Source organism: Deltaproteobacteria bacterium, assembly GCA_016709225.1.
Classification (GTDB): domain Bacteria; phylum Myxococcota_A; class Polyangia; order Nannocystales; family Nannocystaceae; genus Xiheibacterium; species Xiheibacterium phototrophicum.
Window position 1 is genome coordinate 2,072,336 of record JADJEE010000012.1, and the last position, 19,503, is coordinate 2,091,838.

Annotated in this window: 16 protein-coding genes and 1 tRNA gene; 7 read left to right on the forward strand and 10 right to left on the reverse strand. The window is 70.2% G+C overall.

All coding sequences use genetic code 11. The features are described 5' to 3' along the window. Window positions 1–51: 51 nt before the first annotated feature. The 3 genes from IPH07_33570 to IPH07_33580 all read right to left on the reverse strand — a co-directional run bounded on the left by IPH07_33570 (window position 52) and on the right by IPH07_33580 (window position 2,154). Window positions 52–125: transfer RNA gene (locus IPH07_33570), tRNA-Asp, on the reverse strand. 89 nt (window positions 126–214) lie between these two features. Continuing rightward, window positions 215–1,183 carry a class I SAM-dependent methyltransferase gene (locus IPH07_33575; GenBank protein ID MBK6922368.1) on the reverse strand — a complete coding sequence of 323 codons (969 nt, stop codon included), beginning with the start codon at window positions 1,181–1,183 and terminating at the stop codon, window positions 215–217. Next, window positions 1,180–2,154 (reverse strand): glycosyltransferase family 2 protein, encoded by a 975-nt coding sequence (locus IPH07_33580; protein ID MBK6922369.1) that lies wholly within the window; start codon window positions 2,152–2,154, stop codon window positions 1,180–1,182. Before IPH07_33580 ends, IPH07_33575 begins: the two co-directional genes overlap by 4 nt. 155 nt (window positions 2,155–2,309) lie before the next feature. Between IPH07_33580 and IPH07_33585 the strand changes: the two genes are divergently transcribed. Both IPH07_33585 and asnB read left to right on the forward strand, forming a co-directional pair. Beyond that, a complete protein-coding gene (locus IPH07_33585) occupies window positions 2,310–3,698 on the forward strand; it encodes a phenylacetate--CoA ligase family protein (GenBank protein MBK6922370.1) in 1,389 nt (462 codons plus the stop codon). Window positions 3,699–3,707: 9 nt separating this feature from the next. After that, on the forward strand, window positions 3,708–5,606 hold the full coding sequence (asnB, locus tag IPH07_33590; GenBank protein ID MBK6922371.1) for an asparagine synthase (glutamine-hydrolyzing): 1,899 nt from the start codon (window positions 3,708–3,710) through the stop codon (window positions 5,604–5,606). Here asnB and IPH07_33595 read toward each other — a convergent pair. The 4 genes from IPH07_33595 to IPH07_33610 all read right to left on the reverse strand — a co-directional run bounded on the left by IPH07_33595 (window position 5,563) and on the right by IPH07_33610 (window position 10,884). Next, window positions 5,563–6,543 (reverse strand): hypothetical protein, encoded by a 981-nt coding sequence (locus tag IPH07_33595; GenBank protein MBK6922372.1) that lies wholly within the window; start codon window positions 6,541–6,543, stop codon window positions 5,563–5,565. The two genes, asnB and IPH07_33595, sit on opposite strands and share 44 nt — an antisense overlap. Window positions 6,544–6,865: 322 nt before the next feature. Continuing rightward, window positions 6,866–9,058, reverse strand: coding sequence for a hypothetical protein (locus IPH07_33600; GenBank protein MBK6922373.1), 2,193 nt, complete (start codon window positions 9,056–9,058; stop codon window positions 6,866–6,868). Further along, entirely contained in the window at window positions 9,055–10,518 is a 1,464-nt protein-coding gene (locus tag IPH07_33605; protein MBK6922374.1) for a hypothetical protein, read from the reverse strand. The genes IPH07_33600 and IPH07_33605 overlap by 4 nt, the downstream gene beginning before the upstream one ends. Window positions 10,519–10,722: 204 nt before the next feature. Then, complete coding sequence (locus IPH07_33610) at window positions 10,723–10,884, reverse strand: hypothetical protein (GenBank protein ID MBK6922375.1); 162 nt, start codon at window positions 10,882–10,884, stop codon at window positions 10,723–10,725. A gap of 286 nt (window positions 10,885–11,170) precedes the next feature. On the opposite strand from IPH07_33610, the gene IPH07_33615 reads away from it, so the two are divergent. The 3 genes from IPH07_33615 (at window position 11,171) to IPH07_33625 (ending at window position 13,123) form a co-directional block, all read left to right on the forward strand. Then, window positions 11,171–12,073, forward strand: a complete 903-nt coding sequence (locus IPH07_33615; protein MBK6922376.1) for an FHA domain-containing protein — start codon at window positions 11,171–11,173, stop codon at window positions 12,071–12,073. Between the two features lies 1 nt (window position 12,074). Continuing rightward, window positions 12,075–12,602 (forward strand): GNAT family N-acetyltransferase, encoded by a 528-nt coding sequence (locus tag IPH07_33620; protein ID MBK6922377.1) that lies wholly within the window; start codon window positions 12,075–12,077, stop codon window positions 12,600–12,602. 107 nt (window positions 12,603–12,709) lie between these two features. Then, entirely contained in the window at window positions 12,710–13,123 is a 414-nt protein-coding gene (locus IPH07_33625; protein MBK6922378.1) for a hypothetical protein, read from the forward strand. A gap of 54 nt (window positions 13,124–13,177) precedes the next feature. Here IPH07_33625 and IPH07_33630 read toward each other — a convergent pair whose 3' ends face one another. After that, on the reverse strand, window positions 13,178–13,660 hold the full coding sequence (locus IPH07_33630) for a hypothetical protein (GenBank protein MBK6922379.1): 483 nt from the start codon (window positions 13,658–13,660) through the stop codon (window positions 13,178–13,180). Window positions 13,661–13,731: 71 nt separating this feature from the next. Continuing rightward, entirely contained in the window at window positions 13,732–14,754 is a 1,023-nt protein-coding gene (locus IPH07_33635; GenBank protein MBK6922380.1) for a histone deacetylase, read from the reverse strand. Window positions 14,755–14,955: 201 nt separating this feature from the next. On the opposite strand from IPH07_33635, the gene IPH07_33640 reads away from it, so the two are divergent. After that, window positions 14,956–16,287: an aspartate kinase gene (locus IPH07_33640; GenBank protein ID MBK6922381.1), complete on the forward strand. Its 1,332-nt coding sequence runs from the start codon at window positions 14,956–14,958 to the stop codon at window positions 16,285–16,287. Between the two features lie 25 nt (window positions 16,288–16,312). On the opposite strand, the gene IPH07_33645 is transcribed toward IPH07_33640, so the two are convergent. After that, window positions 16,313–17,221 (reverse strand): sel1 repeat family protein, encoded by a 909-nt coding sequence (locus IPH07_33645; protein ID MBK6922382.1) that lies wholly within the window; start codon window positions 17,219–17,221, stop codon window positions 16,313–16,315. 221 nt (window positions 17,222–17,442) lie between these two features. Here IPH07_33645 and IPH07_33650 point away from each other — a divergent pair, with 221 nt between their 5' ends. Further along, window positions 17,443–19,434 (forward strand): glycogen debranching enzyme family protein, encoded by a 1,992-nt coding sequence (locus IPH07_33650; GenBank protein MBK6922383.1) that lies wholly within the window; start codon window positions 17,443–17,445, stop codon window positions 19,432–19,434. Window positions 19,435–19,503 lie beyond the last annotated feature (69 nt).

Sequence of the window (19,503 nt, forward strand, 5' to 3'; positions counted from 1 at the left end):
AAAAGGCGAAGCCCCCGAGACCTTCGATCTCGGGGGCTTCTCTTTCCCTTGCGGGGCGGACGGGACTCGAACCCGCGACCTCCGACGTGACAGGCCGGCGTTATAACCGACTTAACTACCACCCCATGCGTGGGGTCGGGAGAATCCGCGAATCAGGCCGACGCTGTCAAGGGGGATTTTGAGCGCGTGCTCGCGGGCGGTGACTTCGGCCCGATCACGCCCGCTGCGCGATGGCGACCAGGTTGGCGCCCCAGCGCGCGTCGGGCCCGGCGACCCGGTCGAGCATCGGGTCCAGCGCGTCCAAGCCCCGCAGCACGCTGGCGCGCAGGCCCCCTGGCGCCCGCTGCTCGCGATCGCAGCGGGCCGCAGTGGCACCGACCGAGGCGGTGCGGCGGCGAGGGGCGAGCGCCCTCACCGCGTCCACCGCGGTCAGCAGCGACGCCATGACCGTCGTGGCCCCCTGGGGCTGACTCCACAGCGTCCGCACGCGCAGGCCGCCCTGCTCGAGCACCGCGCGCAGGCTGTCGCGATCGAAGAAGCACACGTGATCGCCGAGCTCGAGTGGGCGGTAGCGCTTGCCCCACAGGCCCCGCGCGGCGTCGTCCCAGTTGGGCACCTCGATCACCGCCAGGCCGTCGGCCGTCAAGTGCCGCGCGATGAAGCGCGCGACCGTGACGGGTCGCTTCATGTGCTCGAGCACGTGGGTGATGGTCACGAGATCGAAGCCGTCGGCGCGGGCGTGCACGCGTGCGTCGTCGTCCTCGAGATCGAGATCGTGGATGACGTGCTTGGCGGCCGCGAACTCGCGCGCGCCCGGGGCCCGCTCGACCCCCTCGGTGCGCCACCCGAGCGCCTGCAGCTCGTCGAGCAGCAGCCCGGTGTTGCAGCCCAGATCGAGTGCACGCGCGCCGGCGGGCGGCTCCGCGATCACGCCCTCGGTGAGCCGGTCGTACAGCGCAATCGAGCGCTGCTTCCGGCGACGATCGACGCCGTCGTGGGTCGCCGCGCGCAGGCCGTAGCCGGCGTCGAGCAACATCGGCGGATGGTGTCCGAGCGAGTGCACCAGCCCGCAGCGATCACATCGCGCGAGGTCGAAGCACCCGCTGCCGTCGCCCAGCACCGGCGTCCGCGCGGCGCTGCCACAGGCCGGACACTCGTGGACCAACACCGCCTGCGCCGTCATGTGCCCTCGTGCTCCTCGCGCTCGAGCTTGCGACGCCAGCGCTCCTCGTAGATGAAGAGGTCGATCATCAGCGGGTACCACAGCGACTGCATGCCGGCGTACATGAGGCCGGGCAGACCGTCGAGCCAGGCATGCTGCGCCACCACCGTGCGACCGAAGTGCACGAACGGCCGCAGGAACAGCGGCAACTTGTTGTAGGCCCAGCGCACGCCGACCGTGCGGCCGGCCTTGGTGCGCAACGAGAAGCCGTCGAGCCCGCGACGGTGATCGTCACCGTCGACGAAGTGTCGCGCCTCGCGCTGGGCGTAGCGCACGTGCTTGCGGAACCACTCCGCCAGCGGCTTGTGATCGTCGTGGCGTAGCTTGGCACCCAGACGGGTGACCCGCATGTGGCGGTCGTCGACGCGCTCGTTGGTGCCGCGGGAGAATCGCGCGACGTCGGGCCGCATCAGCCGCAGGATCGAGGCCCCACCGAAGCCACCGTGCTCGAGCTCGCGGCCCAGCACCACGAACGTGAGCCCGACGTAGCCGCCGTCGAGATCGTCGCGGGCACAGGCCTGCTCGATCGCCCGCCACAGCGCGGGCGTGATCTCTTCGTCGGCGTCGAGGAAGAACACCCAGCGGTAGCGCGACTGCGCCTGCTCGAGCGCCCAGTTGCGCTGGCTGGCGTAGTCGACGAATGCGTGCTCGTGCAGCTCGGCACCGGCCGCCCGCGCGAGCGCGACGGTGCGATCGCGCGAGCCCGAGTCGACCACCATCACCGGCGCACGCCCCTGCACCGAGGCGATGGCCTTCTGGATGTTGGCCTCTTCGTCGAGCGTGAGGATGATGATCACCAGGGGCTCGCGGGCACCCGCGTCGGACGCAGGCCCGCGCTCACCGACGTGGGCCGAGCCGTCGTTGGCCGAGGCCTCGGACGGGCGCGCGGCCGTCGAGCCGTGGTGCGGAGGGAGCAGTGTCGAGATCGTCATGGGATCGCGAGCCGGCGCAACTTCGATCGAACTACGTGCGCAGCATAGCACGACGTGAGGGTGCCGCGTCGGGCCGTGCGCGCGCGTGGTCCCGCCGGCGCCGTCGACACTCGCACCGCCACCGGAGTGCCGAGGTGCTATGTTGCGTTCTGACGATGGCGTTGGACCTCGCGGACGTGTACCGCCGATCGCCGGTATGGGCGCAACATGTGATGTGCTCGGTCGAGGGCTTCCGCCTGCGTCGGCTGCGGTTTTCGGCCGATTTCGAAGAACGCCTCGCGCAGGCAAGGATTCGCAGCGGCTGGACCATGGCGCAGCTACAGGCCCACCGTCTGGTGCGCCTGCGGGCGATGCTCGTCCATGCGCAGCGTCACGTTCCGTACTGGCGCGACGTGTTCGCGAGCTGTGGACTGCAGCCGGCCCGCATGCAACACGCCGACGAGCTGACGGTGTTGCCGCTGCTCACCAAGGACATCGTCGTACGCGAGAGTCCGCGACTACGCGCAGGCGAGCTGCCCCACGCGGTCTTGCGCACGCCGGTCGAGCTACACACCAGCGGCACCACCGGCTCCGGACTCGAGCTGGTGGCCTCGGTCGAGGCGCTGCGCGAGCAGTGGGCGACCTGCTGGCGCTACCGCGAGTGGCACGGTCTGCGTCGCGGCACCTGGTGCGCCACGCTCGGCGGACGCGTCATCGTGCCCGCCGACGAGCGGCGTCCGCCGTACTGGCGCTTCAACGTGCCCGGTCGACAGCTGCTCATGTCGGGCCACCACTTCGGGCCCGCGACCGCGCCGGCGTACCTCGAGGTGCTGCGTCGCCATGAGATCCCGTGGATCCACGGCTATCCGTCGATGGTCGCGGCACTCGCCGACGCGGCGCTCACCACCGGCGCGCAGCTGCCCGCACTGCGCTGGGTGACGCTGGCCTCGGAGTCGGTGAGCGCTGGCCAGCGCCGACGCATCGTCGACGGACTCGGCGTGCAACCACGCGAGCACTACGCCCAGACCGAGTCGGTCGCGAACTTCAGCGAGTGCCCGCTCGGTCGCCTGCACGTCGACGAGGACCACGCGATGGTGGAGTTCATCCCGCACGGCCACGACGGCGGGCAGGCGTTGCACCGCGTGATCGGCACGTCGCTCGACAGCTGGCACCAACCCTTCGTGCGCTACGATCTCGGCGACCTCGTGGTGCTCGACCATGCGCCCTGCCCCTGCGGCCGTCCGGGCCGCATCGTGCTCGACGTCGATGGCCGCCGCGAAGACCTGGTCGAGCTCGCCGACGGGCGCCAGGTCGGGCGCGCCGGCGAGATCTTCAAGAAGCTCGAGTTCATCCGCGAGGCGCAGATCCGCCAGCGCACCGCCGGCGAGATCACCGTCGCGTTGGTCCCCCGCGGTGCTTGGACCGCCGCACACGAGGCCGAGCTGCGGGCCTCGGTCGACGCACGGCTGGGCAGCGACACCCGCATGCACGTCGAGCTGTGCGAGCAGCTGCCGCGCACGGCCTCGGGTAAGCTCCGCCATGTCGTTCGCGAGGGGAACGACTAGGCCACCGTCATGTGCGGCATCACCGGGATGATTCGGACCGGCGGCAGCGTCGACGCAGCGCTGCTCGATCGCATGACCGACAGTCTCGCCCACCGTGGCCCCGACGGTCGCGGCGTGCACATCGGCGACGGCTTCGGCTTCGGACATCGGCGGCTCGCGATCATCGATCTCTCGACGGGCGCGCAGCCGATGCACAGCGCCGACGGGATGCTGTGCATCACCTTCAACGGCGAGATCTACAACTACATCGAGCTCCGTGCGCAGCTGATCCGTGCCGGCCACCGCTTCGAGACCCACAGCGACACCGAGGTGCTGCTCGCGGCCTACCGCGAGTGGGGCGACGAGATGTTCGGGCACCTCGATGGCATGTTTGCGTTCGGGCTGTGGGACGCGGGACGACGGCGGCTGCTGTGTGCCCGCGATCATCTCGGCGTCAAGCCGCTGTACTACGCCGAGCAGCGCTCGCCGCTCGAGGGCGACACACCGCTGTCGTTCGCATCGGAGCCCAAGGCACTGCTGCAGTGCCCGTGGGTGTCGCGCGAGCTCGACCCGGTCGCGCTCGACGCCTACATGGATCTCTTCTACGTGCCGCCGCCGTTGTCGATGTTCCGCGGCGTGCGACAGCTACCGCCCGGCTCGGCGCTGTCGTGGTGCGATGGCAAGCTCGCGATCTGGCGCTACTGGGACGCGCCACCGACCATCGACGAGCGCCACGACCTCGAGACCTGGGCCGAGATCGTGGAGCCGGTGCTCCGCGACGCGATCGTCATCCAGACCCGCAGCGACGTGCCTCTGGGCGCGTTCCTCTCGGGTGGGCTCGACTCCTCGACCATCACCGCGGTGCTGGCCGAACACGGCAGCGCGCCGGTCTCGACCTTCTGTGTCGGCTACGGCGACGAGGGCAAGAGCTACGACGAGCGGGAAATGGCGCGGGTGGTCGCTCGGCACTTCGGCACCGATCACCACGAGGTCGTGCTCGACATCGACGTGCTGCAGGGTCTCGAGGCGATGGTGCGCGGCTTCGACGAGCCGTTCGGCAGCCCGACTGCGCTGCTGTCGTCGGCGCTATCGAAGTTCACCCGTGGCAGTGTGACCGTCGCGCTCGCCGGCGACGGTGGCGACGAGCTGTTCGGCGGCTACCCCCGCTACCGCGGCATGATGCTGTCGGAGCGCGTGTCGGGCCTGCCCGAGGGCGTCTACAACGCCGGCGAGCGGCTCGCCCAGGGCCGCGAGGCCGCGGTCGCACGCAGCTATCGACGGTGGGCTCGCCAGTTCTTCGCCGGCGCGGCATTGCCCCCCGCCGAGCGCTACGCCCGCTGGGTCGGTTACACCAGCGTGGCCGAGCGCGACGGCATGTACACCCCGGCCTTCCGTGAGCGCATCGTCTCGGCGGGCCGCGTCGATCCGGTCGCAGCGTGCTTCGCCGGGCCTGCCCACGGCGATGCGGTCGAGCGCGCCGCCTATGCCGATCTGCACGGCTTCCTGCCCGAGAACGTGCTGCGCGGCTCCGATCGCATGAGCATGGCCTGGGGTCTCGAGCTGCGGGTGCCGCTTTGTGACGTGCGGCTGGTCGAGCTCGCGATGCAGATCCCCTCGCGGCACCGCGTCGGCGCGCTCGCGAGCAAGCGCGTGCTGCGACGCATCGCCGAGAACCTGCTGCCCAAGCAGATCCTCGAGCGCAAGAAGCTCGGCTTCAACGCCCCGCTGGGCGTGTGGCTGCGCCGAGATCTCGATCGACTGGTCTCGCAGTGGCTCGCACCGGAGCTCGTGCGCGCGCGGGGGTGGTTCGACGCCGACGCCGTCACCCGGATCGTGCACGAGCATCGCGAGGGGCTGCGAGACCACGGGCTGCGGCTGTGGTCGCTCATCGCGATCGAGCAGTGGCACCGCTGCTACGGCGAGGCCTAGTCGCTCGTGGTGGCCTGCTGGCAGGCTCGAGCACTTCGAGCTGCACGAGCGCATCGACCAGCACGCTCACGCGCTCGACGTGGGCAGGATCGACGCGCAACGGCGCCTCTGCGGTAGCGTGAAGGAGCTCCGCGATCGAGAACGGCACGCCCTCGGTCGCCAGCATCCATCGACTCGGATCGACGAGCGTCGGACCGAGCTCGACCTCGATGTCGTCGCAACACAGGGAGCATCCGCCCCCCTCGGCGACCTCGATCCTGGCGTTCGCCGCGTGGCGAAGTCGGAACTGCGTCGAGCTCGCGGGAAGGTGGGCGAGTCGGGAGCTCGTTGCGCGTTCGATGACCTCGCGCACGTCCAACGACTCGACCAGCGCGTGCAAGCGATCCACGGCGGCGGCGAGCTCCCGATGCGCGTCCGACCGTGCTCGCCCCGGCAAGCCGAGACCGACCGCCGGGCGACGCAGCCGCGGATCTGCCGTCAGCAAGGAGGTCATCGCGCGAGCCAGCAGCCGCGCCCACGAGTCGGGCTGGAACATGAACGACACCGAACACGAGACGGTGTCACCGATCGCTCCCGTGCGATGCCACATGCCACTCGGGACGAACATCGCGGTGCCTGCCACGAGACGAACGCTTCGCGGTGTGTCGAAGGCCGAGCAATCGAAACGTCGCGGCCCATACTCGGGCGGCGACAGCCCAGGCAAACCATCGAGCGGACCACGGACTGGTTCGTCGGGGTGTCCTGCACGATGGGGGTGTCGGACATCCGGGTTGTCCGCGAGCTGCCACTGCTTGGAGCCCACCACCTGCGCGACGATCACGTCGGCACCATCGAAGTGCCAGCCATAGGCGTCGCTGGCACCGGGCGGCGAGTAGACGATCCGGGTCGTGACGATCGACGCGGGGAAGCCGAGTTCGCGCGCCAGATCAGCACCCACGTTGGCGAGCGGCGGGTGGATCTCGGCGTGCGCGATCTGGATGCTCTGGCCGTCCTCGAAGCGCCGCAGCGCGTCGTCCCGCTCGAGCTCGTGTCGCGTGACGAGCCGCCCCTGGGCATCTGCCGCGAATGACGAGAGGGTGCAGCGGCGGTCCAGGCAGGGCAGCAGCTGAGCCGGGTCATGCGGGAGCGCTGCGAGTGGTCCGAGCCGCAGGGGGTCGCCTCGAACCCCAACGACCTCGCGTCGAGCCAGGCGTGGAGCAGTGCATCGACGCTGATGCCGGGCAGTACGTCGCCGATTCGCAAGTGCCGCATGGGGGACCCTAGTACACGGTGCCCGCGTGGTCGCGCGGAGCGAACATGGCGAAGCCGAAGATCGAGGTGCTCGCGGACGGCTGCGGCTCGCGCCAGTGCTCGACTGCCGTCCCTCGGTAGAGCACGGCCTCGCCGGGCTCGAGCCCGATGGCGACATCACCGGCGGCGCCGCGAAGCCACAACGGCCACAGCGGAGCATCGGGTGGCGACGTGACGTCGTAGGCGATCGAGACGTTCCAGGTGCAGCCTGGCCGATCGGTGTGTCGGAGTAGCTCGGCACGCTCGCCGTAGATCCGCACGTAGCACAACGTGGGTCGAACCTCCTCGTCGACCATCGACGAGATGATCGGGACCAGCTGGTGCTGCCAGAAGCGGGTCGCGACCTCGAAGTGAATGCCCAGGTGACCGAGATACCGGTGCTCGCGGTGGAATGCCCCCGCGCGAGCCAGGCCCTCGAGATGGCGGCCGAGTCCCTGCAGCTGCGGGCGGTTCAGCCACCGCGGGAGGCGTGCGTAGCCGAAGCTGCGGTAGTGCTCGCGCGCAACCTCGACCTCGCGGCGCCACTGCTCGCTTCGCCGCTCGCGATCTCCGGGCGCGAGCAAGATGCCCGCCTCGCGCAACATCGCGATCTCCGATGCGTCGAAGTCCCACGCCCGCGGTCCCGAGGCCCACAGCGAGTCGAACCGCGCGGCCTCGCGCGGGGCCGCGCGGTAGGGCGCCCACATGCCGCTGCCCGGATCCCTGACCCACGCCGTCGGTCCGTGGGGAGCGAGCCGCAACGCGAACCCGAGCGTGGTCGCGATCTGTGGCGGCACGTCGGGGGTCGTCTGCACCACGTGCTCGGGATTGACGGCGAACTCCGTCGACTCCGACAACGCGGTGGCCCCTGACGGCCGTGCGCCGATCTCGGCCACCCAATCCTGCGAGACCTCGGTACCCAGCGTCGGCGCGTCGCCGAGGACGCGCCGAAGTGCCGGTCGAGTGCGGATCCGTCGGGCGATCGCGAGGATGTCGGCCCTGCCTCGCTCGACGTCCTCGGCGTCGAAGACTGCGGCGACACGGGCAAGCAGCGCGTCCTCGTCGCAGCCGTCGAACAGGCCTCGCAGCAAGATCTCCGAGACGGGGTCTTCGGAGAGAGCGAGTGGGTCACGCAGTTGACCGAGCCAGCCCCACAGGACCTCGTCGATCGCGTGCTCGGGGTAGAGCTGCCCGAGCAGCGCGCGCATGCATGCGCGGTCGGGAACCAGCATCAGCAGGAACAGTGCGAGCCGCTGCTCGGGGTTCACGTCGGTGCGCACGCTGAGCAGCGAGTGCCGCTCGTGGACCCGAGTGATCGCCGCTTCGATGCGCAGCATGACGTCGCCGTGCACGGTGCGACCGCTCTCACAGAGGTCGGCGAGCATCGCCGACGGCACACCGAGCGCTGCGGCCCTCGCGAGCAGCTCGATGGATGCGGCGAGCGGCGACTCGCGGATCGCGACGTCGAGGCAAGCCTCGATCGCGAAGGGCGCGAATCGTCGCGGCACCTCGGCCAGCGCCCGGTATCGGAGCCGTTCGCGGGGCGTCGGCGGCCGACGCACGTACGCGACGCCCGGCGGAAGGATGGTCCACTCGGGTTGGCGCGCCGTCGTGCGCACGAGCACCGTCGCCGCGGCCGCGTCGAGCGTCATGCACTGACACGCGAGTGGTGCGGTTCGCACGATGCTTCGCAGGTCCCCCGGCGTCAGGACCTCGGCGCCGGCCCAGCTCAGCTCACCGAGGCGGACGTCGGCGTGCTCGCGCGCGACCTCGGCGAAACGCCATTGGGCGCGAGCGATACGTCCCTCGACGACCGCGAGCACTCCCGTATCGTGGCGCTCCACCAGCTCGGTGGTCTGCTCGAACCACAGCTCCGCCTCGATCTGGAGGCCATCTGCCGCGTAGAGCTCCACCACGATCCCATCGCCTTCGGCGGCGGACGAACTCCCGTCGGAGAACACGAGGTGGGCGAGACCGCGACAGAACCCGATCCCGGTCGTGGGTGTCTGCACGAGCACGTCGTGGGCGATGTCATCGAACGCCGCCTCGGCCCGACCCGCACGGGTCCAGCGGCCGTCGATCCTCGCCGCGACGAGCTGGGCCCATGCGCGTACCGCCGCGGCATCGTGCGCGGGACCGAAGGCGTGCGCGCGCGCGGCCGTGAGATCCCAGGGAGCGCTCACGGTGCCTCCGCGATCGAGCGAAACAGCGCGAGGTTCTGCTCCAGGCGCGGCGAGTCTGGCCGGAGACGGGCACACGACTCGAGCAGCGCGAGCGACGTGTCCAGATGACCGTCGGTGACGGCGATCGCCTGAGCCAGCAGCGCGACCCCGCATTCGTGGTGATCCTCGTCCCATGAGGTCAGGTCGTGCCGCGACAGCAACGCACGCGTGCGTTCGTACTTCCCTGTGCGGTTCCAGAGCGAAGCGAGGTTGCAGATGTGATAGGGGCTGACCGGCTCGAGCTCGGCGGCGCGCGCGAGCGATGTTTCACCACGCACGTCGTCGCCCGCGGCGACGAACGCACGACCCATCAGCGAGTGCGCGGTCGCGAGGTACGGGTCGATCTCCCGGGCCCGCTGGGCAGCGAGCAAGGCTGTCTCCGGACGGCCAGCCGCCAGCTCCCAACGGGCCCAATCCATCGGGTAGTACGGATACGTGGGATCGAGATCGAGCAATCGCCGATAGCTCACCTCCGCACGTGCGGCGTCCCCCAGCGCCCGCAGGCAGAGGATGCGGTTGTACTCGAGCACCGAGTGGTGCAGATCGACCTCGGCGCCCGCGAGTTCACGCAGACGCGCGATCCCCAGATCGAGCGATGCGAGCGCCTCGCGAACTCGCCCACGCTTGAACCATACTAGCGCGAGGCCGTTGCGGTTGAACACGCGACGAAACGCGAGCTCCGGGTCGCGATCGGAGGGGTCGAGGCCGACGATGATCTCGTACGCCTCCTGTAGATACGCCTCGCCGCGATCGAGGTCGCGAAAGCTCGAGGCATGGTGGCGAATCGCGAGCATCGCGAGCGAGTAGCAGGCCCGCGCGCGGTCGAGCGGCTCGGCGTGGGCGTAGACCCGCCCGAAGTGGTACTCGGCCTCGAACGGCCGCAGCGTGGCGTTGGCCGCGACGCCGAGCAGCATCTCGACCTCGACGTGGAACCGCTCGCGGGCAAGTCGACGCGCGAGACGCTCGCTCGTGTGGTAGTCGCCGACGTACGTGCACGTTCGCGCGGCATCGAGGACTCGCACGAACTCGTCGTCGGTCAGCGGCCGCTCGCGCAAGCATGCGCTGGCGACCTCCGCCTCGCGCCGCCCGGCGGGGTCGTCCGACGCCGCCTCGACCTCGGCAGTTCGCGAGAACGTCATCTCGATGCGACAGCTGGGGAGGTGGTGACCAAGCGCATGGAAGAACAGCGCGGTGCCCTCGTGGATGTGCTCGCAGCCCTCGATCTCGATGCGATCGAGCCCACGGCAGGCGTGCTTGCTCGCTGCCGCGAGTGTGAACAGACGCTGCCGCACCAGCGGCTCGGTGAAGTAGCGCAGCTGGGTGTCGACGGTCGTCGCATCGGTGAGGTGGGACTCGGCGCGAACGTCCTCGACGCCGCCATCGGTCCCGCGGACCAGCAGGTGCGCAACCTGTTCGGGCACGCTGCTCGGGCGGTACCCGACGCGATCGAGGAATTCGCGGACCGGGGCGAACTCGAAGGGGGTTCGACGACAACGGACATGCATGGAGACCTCGACGACGCGGCACCCACACCACGGTGCGGCCAAGTTGGGGTCGCGCCGTGGATCGCGGCGTGCGATGTGAAGTGTGCGGACGGACAAACCCGTCCGCACGAGGTTGGCGAGCTACCGCCGACTCGGCGGGACCGTGTACATCAGCGGGCCGCCAGGCTCGAGCGGCGTCGACTGTCCGACGCCACCCTTGATCTGGGTGAGCTGCTCCAACGTCAACGATCGCTTCGTCGTAGGCGCCGGCTCCGGTGCCGGCTTCTTGTCTTGCTTCGTCATTGTTTCTCCTCGAGGCCGCCGAAGCGTCCGAGAATTCGGAACGCACCATGATGAGTAGGGCCGACCTCGCGCGCGGTAGACCTGCGGATCCGCGCTTCGATCACCCGCGGGGCCCTCGCACCGTCGCAAGACGACGAAGACACCACCCTTGGAAGGGAGCGTCGGTGCACGCAGCGCACGGCCCTGGCCTTGCGGCTCGCACGCACCCTCCGCACGCGCGGGCCAGTCGCGGCGGCGCTCGTCGTGCTGGCGCTGCTCGGGTGCCCGCTGCGGTACCCTCGAGGTGGTGGCCGATCCCCACGACGACGACGATGACGACGACGTTCCCCTGCGTGCCCGCGCGGTGCCGGAGGTCGAGGTCGACGTCGACGCACTCGCGGCCGACCTGCAGACAGCGGCGTCACGGACGCCGGCGTACGACGACATCGACCTCGGCGGCGCCCGCGACGACGAACTCGACGGCGGCGATGACCTCGAGGACCTCGAGGCAGAGTTCGAGGAGCTCGATGAGCTGCTCGAGGCCGTCGAGCCCTCCGAGGCCTCCGAGCCGCCCGAGGAGGCCACGCAGCCACGTCGGCTCTACCTCGCCGTCGACGGTCGCCTGCACGTGGTGTCGACCGAGCGCTTCGTGATCGGCCGGGTCTCGAGCCAGTGCGACCTGACCATCGTCGACGCCAACATCTCGCGCCAGCACTGCGCGATCGAGCGCCGCGACGGCCTGTTCTTCGTGGTCGATCTGGGCAGCACCAACGGCATCATCGTGGACGGCATGCGCGTCGACGATCACCCGATCGCCGACGGTGAGGTGCTGGTGCTGTCGGGGCACCGAATCGTCTGCAGCTTCGAGCCGCCCGAGCTCGAGGCCGTCGCAGCGCCGCAGCCGATGGCAACGCCGGTTGCCGTGCGTCCGGCAGTGACCGCCCGCCTGTCACCGGTGTCGCCGGCGACCCCCGAGGCCTTCGTGGCGACGCCCACCGCCGCCCGCGCGCCGACGCCCGTGTCGATCCCCGCGGCCACACCCATGGGCTTCGAGCAACGCGTGGAGCAGCAACTCGCCGCGATGGCCGCCCAGCTCGCCGCGCTCACCTTCGCGGTGCAGCGCCTCGTCGAGCAGGGTGAGTCGCTCAAGGGCGTCGAGGCGCTCGCGCAGGTGATCCAGCGCCGCTTCGAGCAGAGCAAGCGCGGCTAGGATGATCGAGGTTCGCGCGATCGATCGTTCCCAGGAGCACGCCGGCGTCGCGGCGATCGACACCGCATTCGAGACCTCGACCATCTACGAGCTCGCGATCGAGTCGACGCGGCTGGTCCTGCGCGAGATGGCGCTGGCGACACCGCACGTCAAACGCTACCCCATCGCAGAGGTGTTCGAGCCGTGGTCGTCGTGGGAGCACGGCTTCGTGGCGTGCGACGGCGAGACCATCTGTGGCTTTGCGGCGGTCGAGTACGTACCGTGGCACCGACGACTCGTGCTCTGGCACCTGTATGTCGATCGTGCGCGCCGACGCGAGGGCATCGGCCGCGCGCTGCTCGAGCACGTCGAAGCCCATGGCCGCGCCTGCGGCGCGACACGGGTGTGGCTCGAGACCAGCACCGTCAACGTGCCTGGCATCGTCGCCTACGCGCGCCTGGGCTACACGCTGTGCGGCGTCGATGCCCACTACTACGAGAACACCCCCGTCGCCCACGAAGCAGCGGTCTACCTCAGCAAGCCGCTGTAGCGCGCAGCGAGCAGCTCGAGGTCTTCTGCGCTGCCGGCCTCCTGCGGAAGGTGTCCCTGCCCGCGCCATCGGGAATGCCGAGGGCGCGCGACGGGTGGTGATGCAGGATGTCATCGCCTCCGCATGCCGCCCTGGATTCGAAGCGACGTGCACTGGAGGAGCTGAGGAGCGCGGACCTCATCCTCCTCGGGGTCGGCACCGGGTCTGCAGGTGTGCCACTGTCGGGGATGATCGGTCGGTGGTCGCTGCTCGACTGGTTCACGGGCGACTCGGTGAGCAATGAGATCGCGGCGGCGCAGACCCACGTCGACGGCGCGGTACTCGAGGCCCAAGCCCACCTCCGCCGCGCGCTCAGCCTGGTGAACGGTGAGGGCTGGACGAACGGTGTCGCCAACGACGGCAACCAGCTGCTGCTGCACACCGCGGTCGGCCTGCGACGGGCGACCCGCGAGTTCTTCGATCGGATCCTCGCCAACGATCCGCAGCTGCAGGCACAGGTCGCCCCGCTCGGCGAGTGGTAGCCACGGTCGACGCCGCGACGTCGACCGTGCTGATGACCTTCGCGACAGCGGCCGCTACTGGTGCTTCTCGCCCGCGACCTCGATGAGCGCATGGAAGCCGTCATGCACCTTGGTGAACGCGGCATCGAAGCTCGCACGATCACCGGCGCACACCGTCTCGAGCTCCTTCACGGACGCCGTGAGCGCGGCGGCCTTGGTCTTCCACGCGTCATCCTGGCCGTTCGCGGCGGCCGGCACCGGCTCGGCCTCGATCGCCGCGGCCTTGCCCGCGAGATCGGCCGACGCCGCGCAGGTGTCCGCGACGCGCTTCTCACCGGCGTCGGCGTGCCACAGCGGCGACAGCACGTCGTGGAAGTTCTTCACACCGCCCTCGAAGGCGTGCTGATGGGCGGGCTCGCCCTGATGTTCACCCTGGTGCTCGCCCTCGGCACCGGCCGACGCGGTCGCGGCGGTGTCGTTGGGCGTGGTGGTGTCCTTCTTCGAGCAGCCCGCGAGGGCCACGGCGACGACGAGCAAAGTGGAGAGGCGGTGCGTCATGCGGCACCCAGTACCCGCCGCGGGCGGCGAGCGTCAAGCCGCCACGGCGCGCAAAAACACCACCGTGGCGGTCAGAGCTTCCAGAACCGCTGCTGTCGCTGTTGGGCCGCACGCAGATCCTGCTCCGCGCGACCGCTGGTCCGGCGGTCGTTGGTCGGTGCCACGGCGCCGGCAAGCACGTCAATGCAGGCGTGCACGCTCTTGGCCAGGCCCGCGAGGTCGTAGCCGCCCTCGAGCGTGAGCACCATGCCGATCTCGCGGCGCTTGGCGAAGCTCTGCAGCTTGCCACAGAGGTTGGCGAAGCCGTCCTCGGTGAGTGCCATGCCACCCAGGGGGTCGTCGCGGTGGGCGTCGAAGCCGGCCGACACCAACACGAAGTCGGGGTCGTACTGCTCGGCGATGGGCAGTACCAGCTCGTCGAACACGCGCGCGTAGTCGCCATCGGCGGCGCCGGCCTGCAGCGGCACGTTCACGGTGTGGCCCAGGCCCGCGCCGATGCCGACCGCCGAGGTGTCGCCGGTGCCGGGGTAGAGCGGGAACTGATGCAGGCTGCAGAACAGCACCGAGTCGGTGTCGTAGAAGATCGACTCGGTACCGTTGCCGTGGTGGACGTCCCAGTCGACGATGAGGATGCGCCGCTTGAGATGTACCGCGCGCGCGTGGGCGGCCGCGACCGCGACGTTGTTGAACAGGCAGAAGCCCATCGGTCGGCCCGCGACCGCGTGGTGACCGGGCGGGCGCACCAGCGCGAACGCGTTGCCGACGTTGCCGGCACACACCTCGTCGACCGCCTGCACCGCAGCGCCGGCCGCCAACGCAGCTGCGCGCACGCTGCTCGGTGACACGTGCGTGTCGGGATCGAGGCTGCCGTACTGTCCCGCGAACGCGCCGACGCGAGCGATGTGCTCGAACGTGTGGACCCGCGCGATCTGTTCTTCGGTCGCGGGCTTGGGCGCATCGATGCGCAGGTGGGTGGTGGTTCGCAGGCTCAGCATCGCCTCGATCGCGCGCAGGCGATCGGGTCGCTCCGGATGACCGGGACCAGGATCGTGTTCGATCATCCGGTCGTCGTAGAGCAGGAGCGTCTCGAGCATGCGCAACTCCGGCGAGCCGACCGGGCTCGCACGACGCGAGCCCAGACACCGCCGCCGAGCATAGCGGCACAGCGTGGGAGATCGCAGCCCCGTCGTGGCGACGTTGACGAACGCGGCCAAGCCCCGGAAACTCCGGCCGTCGTCGCCTGGCCCCCGCGGTCGCGAGAGGGCACCGCGCGCAAACGACCGGAGCAAGCATCCATGATCGTCATGAAGTTCGGCGGCAGCTCGGTCGCCAACCGCGAGCAGATCGAGAAGGTCATGGCGATCGTCGCCGCCCATCAGCCGCGTGCGCCCATGGTCGTGGTGTCGGCGCACAAGGGCATCACCGACGCGCTGATCGACGCGGCGCGTGCCGCCGCCAGCGGTGTCGATGCGGGAGAGCGCGTGATCGCGAAGCAGAGCGAGATCGCATCGTCGCTCGACTGCTCCACCGATCTGCTGGCGCCGCTGTTCGCGGAGATGCGTGATCTCCTGCGCGGCATCCGGCTGGTGAAGGAGCTGAGTCCCCGCAGCCTCGACTACATCTCGAGCTTCGGCGAGCGCATGTCGAGCCGCTGCATCGCCGACTTCTTCGCGCGCAACGGCCTGCCTTCGCTGTCCTACGACGCGTGGGACCTCGGGTTCGTCACCGACGCGAACTTCGGTCGCGCGCGGCCGACCGCGGGCTTCGAAGCGCGGGTGCGCGAGGCCGTGAAGAGCAAGATCCCCGCGGGGATGGTGCCGGTCGTCACCGGCTTCGTCGGCATGAACGAACGCGGCGAGATCACCACCGTCGGTCGCAACGGCAGCGATCTGACGGCGAGCCTGTTCGGCGCCGGGCTCGGGGCGCAAGAGGTGCAGATCTGGAGCGACACCGACGGCGTGATGTCGGCCGACCCGTCGGTGGTCCCGACCGCGCGCAGCATCCCGACCATGCGCTTCGACGAGGCCGCCGAGCTGGCCTACTTCGGTAGCCGCGTGCTGCATCCGGCGACGTTGCTGCCCGCGATGGGCAGCGACATCCCCGTGCGGGTGATGAACACCAACCGGCCTGGGCACCCCGGCACGGTCATCACCGGCAAGAGCAGCGACGCCGCCGACGGCCCGATCGTGACCAGCATCGCCTACAAGGAGCGCCAGGCGGTGCTGACCCTGGGCTCGCTGCGGATGTTCGAGCAGGTCGGCTTCCTCGCCGAGGTGTTCGCCGTCATCGGCCGCCACCACGCCGACATCGACATGATCGCGACCTCGGAGGTCAGCGTGTCGATCTCGAGCTACAACGTTGCGGCGCTCGAGTCGGCGATGGAGGAGCTGCAGCGCTTCGGCCAGTGCCAGCTGCTGCGCAACAAGACCATCATGTCGATCGTCGGCCAGCGTCTGCCGCACACCCGCGGCATCGGAGGTCGCATCCTCGAGTGCATCGCCGAGGCCGGCGTCAATGTCGAGATGATGACCTTCGGGATGGGCAGCATCAACTTCACGGTGGTGATCGACGACGCCGACATCGCGAAGGTCGTGCCGGTGCTGCATCGCCGCCTCTTCGAGGCGTGACGCAGCCCGGCTGGCACGGCGAGGGCTACTTGGTGGCCTTCGCGTCGGCCTTGCCGTCCTTCGCGTCGGCCTTCGCCTCGACCTTGCCGTCCTTCGCGTCGGCCTTCGCCTCCGCCTTGCCGTCCTTCGCCTCGGCCTTCGCCTCGACCTTGGCGTCGGCCTTGGCGTCGGCCGGGCAGGCCTCCTTGTGGCCGAGTCCGCAGGCCTTCTCCTTCATCGCCACGGCGCCCTTCTTGTCCTTCTTGCCGCCGAGGCCCTTCTCCATCGCGAGGCCGAGGTTGAAGCAGCCGACCGCATCGCTCGCGTCGCAGGCGGTCTGGAACGCCGCGCGGGCCTTCTTCGCGTCCTTGGGCCCGCCCTCGCCGAGCATCATGAGGCGCGCCTCGGACACGCATGCCGGCATCTGGCCCGACTGGCACACCTGCGCGTAGAGCTCGCGCGCCTGGGTCTTGTCCTCGGGCGTGCCCGTGGTCTCGAACGAGCTCGCCGCGGCGTGGCACTCGTTCATGTCACCGGTCTCGCACGCCGTCAGGTGCAGCTCGCGGGCGGCCTTCGGATCGGCCGGCCCACCGACGCCCGCGTCGAGCATCGCGGCGTAGTAGGTGCAGCCGATCTTGTGCCCGAGCGCGCAGCCCTTCTCGTAGAACTCGCGCGCCTTCGCGGCGTCGGCCGGACCCTCCTTGCCCTGCTCCCACATCACACCGACCGACGTGCAGATGTCACCCTTGCCACCGTCGCAGGCCTCGGTCTGGAGCGTGCGCTGGTCCTTGGGCTTCTCGTCCTCTTGCTTGTCGTACATCCCGGGGGCATCGGGATCCGTGGTGGGCGAGATGGTCGTGGCGGTCGCATCGGGGTCGACGGTGCTGGTGTCCTTGTTCTTCGAACACGCGATGCCGACCAGGCCGATGCACAACGAGAGCGCGAGACGCTGCATGTCCTGCGGTCTACCGCCGTGCCGCCGCGCGAAGCAACCGCGAAGCGCGATGCGGCGCGAAACCCCGCGCGGCCGACCGTCCGGCCACGCGCACCGGTACGGGCGCCCGGGCCGGCACGATCCCCAGACACCCGAGCGGAACCGCCACGGGGCAGACGTGTACGTACGCTTGGCGTAACCTCGGTGTGCCGCGCCGCATCGTCGGACGCGATGGAGACCGGATGCGCACCGTCATCGATCGCGCCTTGCTGCACCTCGAGCCCGGGCAGCACCAACCCGCACGCGACATCGGTGGCGTCGAGGCGGCGACGTGCGAGTGGCTCGAAGCCGACGGCCTCGGTGGCTTCGCCTCTGGCACGGTGCTCGGCGTCCGCACGCGCCGCTACCACGCCGCGCTGTTGGTCGCTGCGCAGCCACCCACCGATCGTTTCGTGCTCGTGCAGGGCCTCGAGGCCTGGCTCGAGACCGACACCGGTGTGTACGCGCTGAGCTCGAACCTCTACGACGGCGAGGTCGTGCACCCCGACGGCGTCGCGCATCTGCGCGAGTTCCGACACGACCCGTGGCCGCAGTGGCGCTACGACCTGCCCGACGGCACGCGCATCGTCGCCGAGCTGTTCGTGCCGCGCGGGCTCGCGATGGTGGCGTGCAGCTGGACCCGCGAGGGCGGTCGCGGCACCGCGTTCCTGCGCGTGCGGCCGATGCTCGGGCCCCGCGACCCCCACGGCCTGCACGTGATGAACGACGACCTCGTCGAGGGCGTGGCGATGCGGGACCGTCGCGTGATCTGGCGGCCCTACGAGGGCGTGCCCGCAATCGAGGCGCTCTGCTCGGGCACCTACGAGCACGCACCCGAGTGGTTTCGTCGGGTGCTGTACCTCGAGGAACGCGCGCGCGGCCTGCCCGATCGCGAGGACGTGTTCTCGCCCGGCGAGTTCACCTTCGAGCTGGGCAACGAGCGCGCGGAGCTATTGCTCGGCACGACCGCCGCGATGGACGGACTGGCGGGTGAGCCCTCGGCCAAGGCCGCGGCCGCGCAGCTGCGCACCCGCGAGCTCGAGCGCCGCAAGCACGCACTGTTGCGGGCGCGCGACGCCTACGTGGTGCGCCGCGGCGAGGGGGCCTCGATCATCGCAGGCTACCCATGGTTCGGTGAGTGGGGCCGCGACACTTTCATGGCGATGCGTGGGCTGTGCATCGCCACCGGCGCGCTCGACGAGGCGGCGGGGATGATCGACGCGTGGGTTGCCGAGGTCAGCGAGGGCATGGTGCCCAACCGCCTCGCAGAGCGGGGCAGCACCCCCGAGTACAACTCGGTGGACGCTTCGCTGTGGTTCGGCATCGTGGTGTGCGAGCTGGTCGCGGCGTTTGCCAAGGCCGCGCGTCCGCTCGAGGACGCACGCCAGCGCGCGTGGCTGTCGGCGGTCGACGCCATCATCGACGGCTTCACCGCCGGGACCCGCCATGGCATCCGCGTCGATGACGACGGCCTGGTCGCCGCCGGCGAGCCGGGCCTGCAGGTGACATGGATGGACGCCAAGGTCGACGACTGGGTGGTCACGCCGCGCATCGGCAAGCCGGTCGAGGTGCAGGCGCTGTGGTGCAATCTGCTCGCGCTCGCGTCGGTGCACCGGCCCGAGCTCGCGGCGCGCTGCGAGCTCGCGCGGGCATCGTTCGGCAAATTCGTGAACGACGAGCGCGGCATCCTCTTCGACGTCATCGACGTCGACCACCAGGCGGGTCGCACCGACGGCAGCTTCCGGCCCAATCAGATCTACGCCGTCGGCGGTCTGCCGCGCGCGGTGGTCGACGGCGCGGTCGCACGCCGCATCGTCGACGCGATCGAGCGCGAGCTGCTGACGCCGATCGGACTGCGCTCGCTGGCCCCCGGCGACCACGGTTACGCGCCGCGATACCTCGGTGGCATCCGCGAGCGCGACGGCGCCTATCACCAGGGCACGGTGTGGCCACACCTGATGGGCGCGTTCGTCGATGCCTGGCTGCGCGTGCACGGCCGCACCCGCTCGAGCATCTCTGAGGCGCGCGAGCGCTTCTTGGCGCCGCTGCGCGAGCACCTCGGTCATGCCGGCCTCGGCCACGTGTCCGAGATCGCCGACGCCGAGGCGCCGCACACCCCCCGCGGCGCGCCGTTCCAGGCCTGGGGCCTGGGCGAGCTGATCCGCATCGAGGCGCTGCTCGCCGACGACGCGTGACCACGGCCGTGGGCGACAGCCGGGCGCCGAGCCGATCCGCGAGAGATCGGCGATGATGGTCGCCGCGAC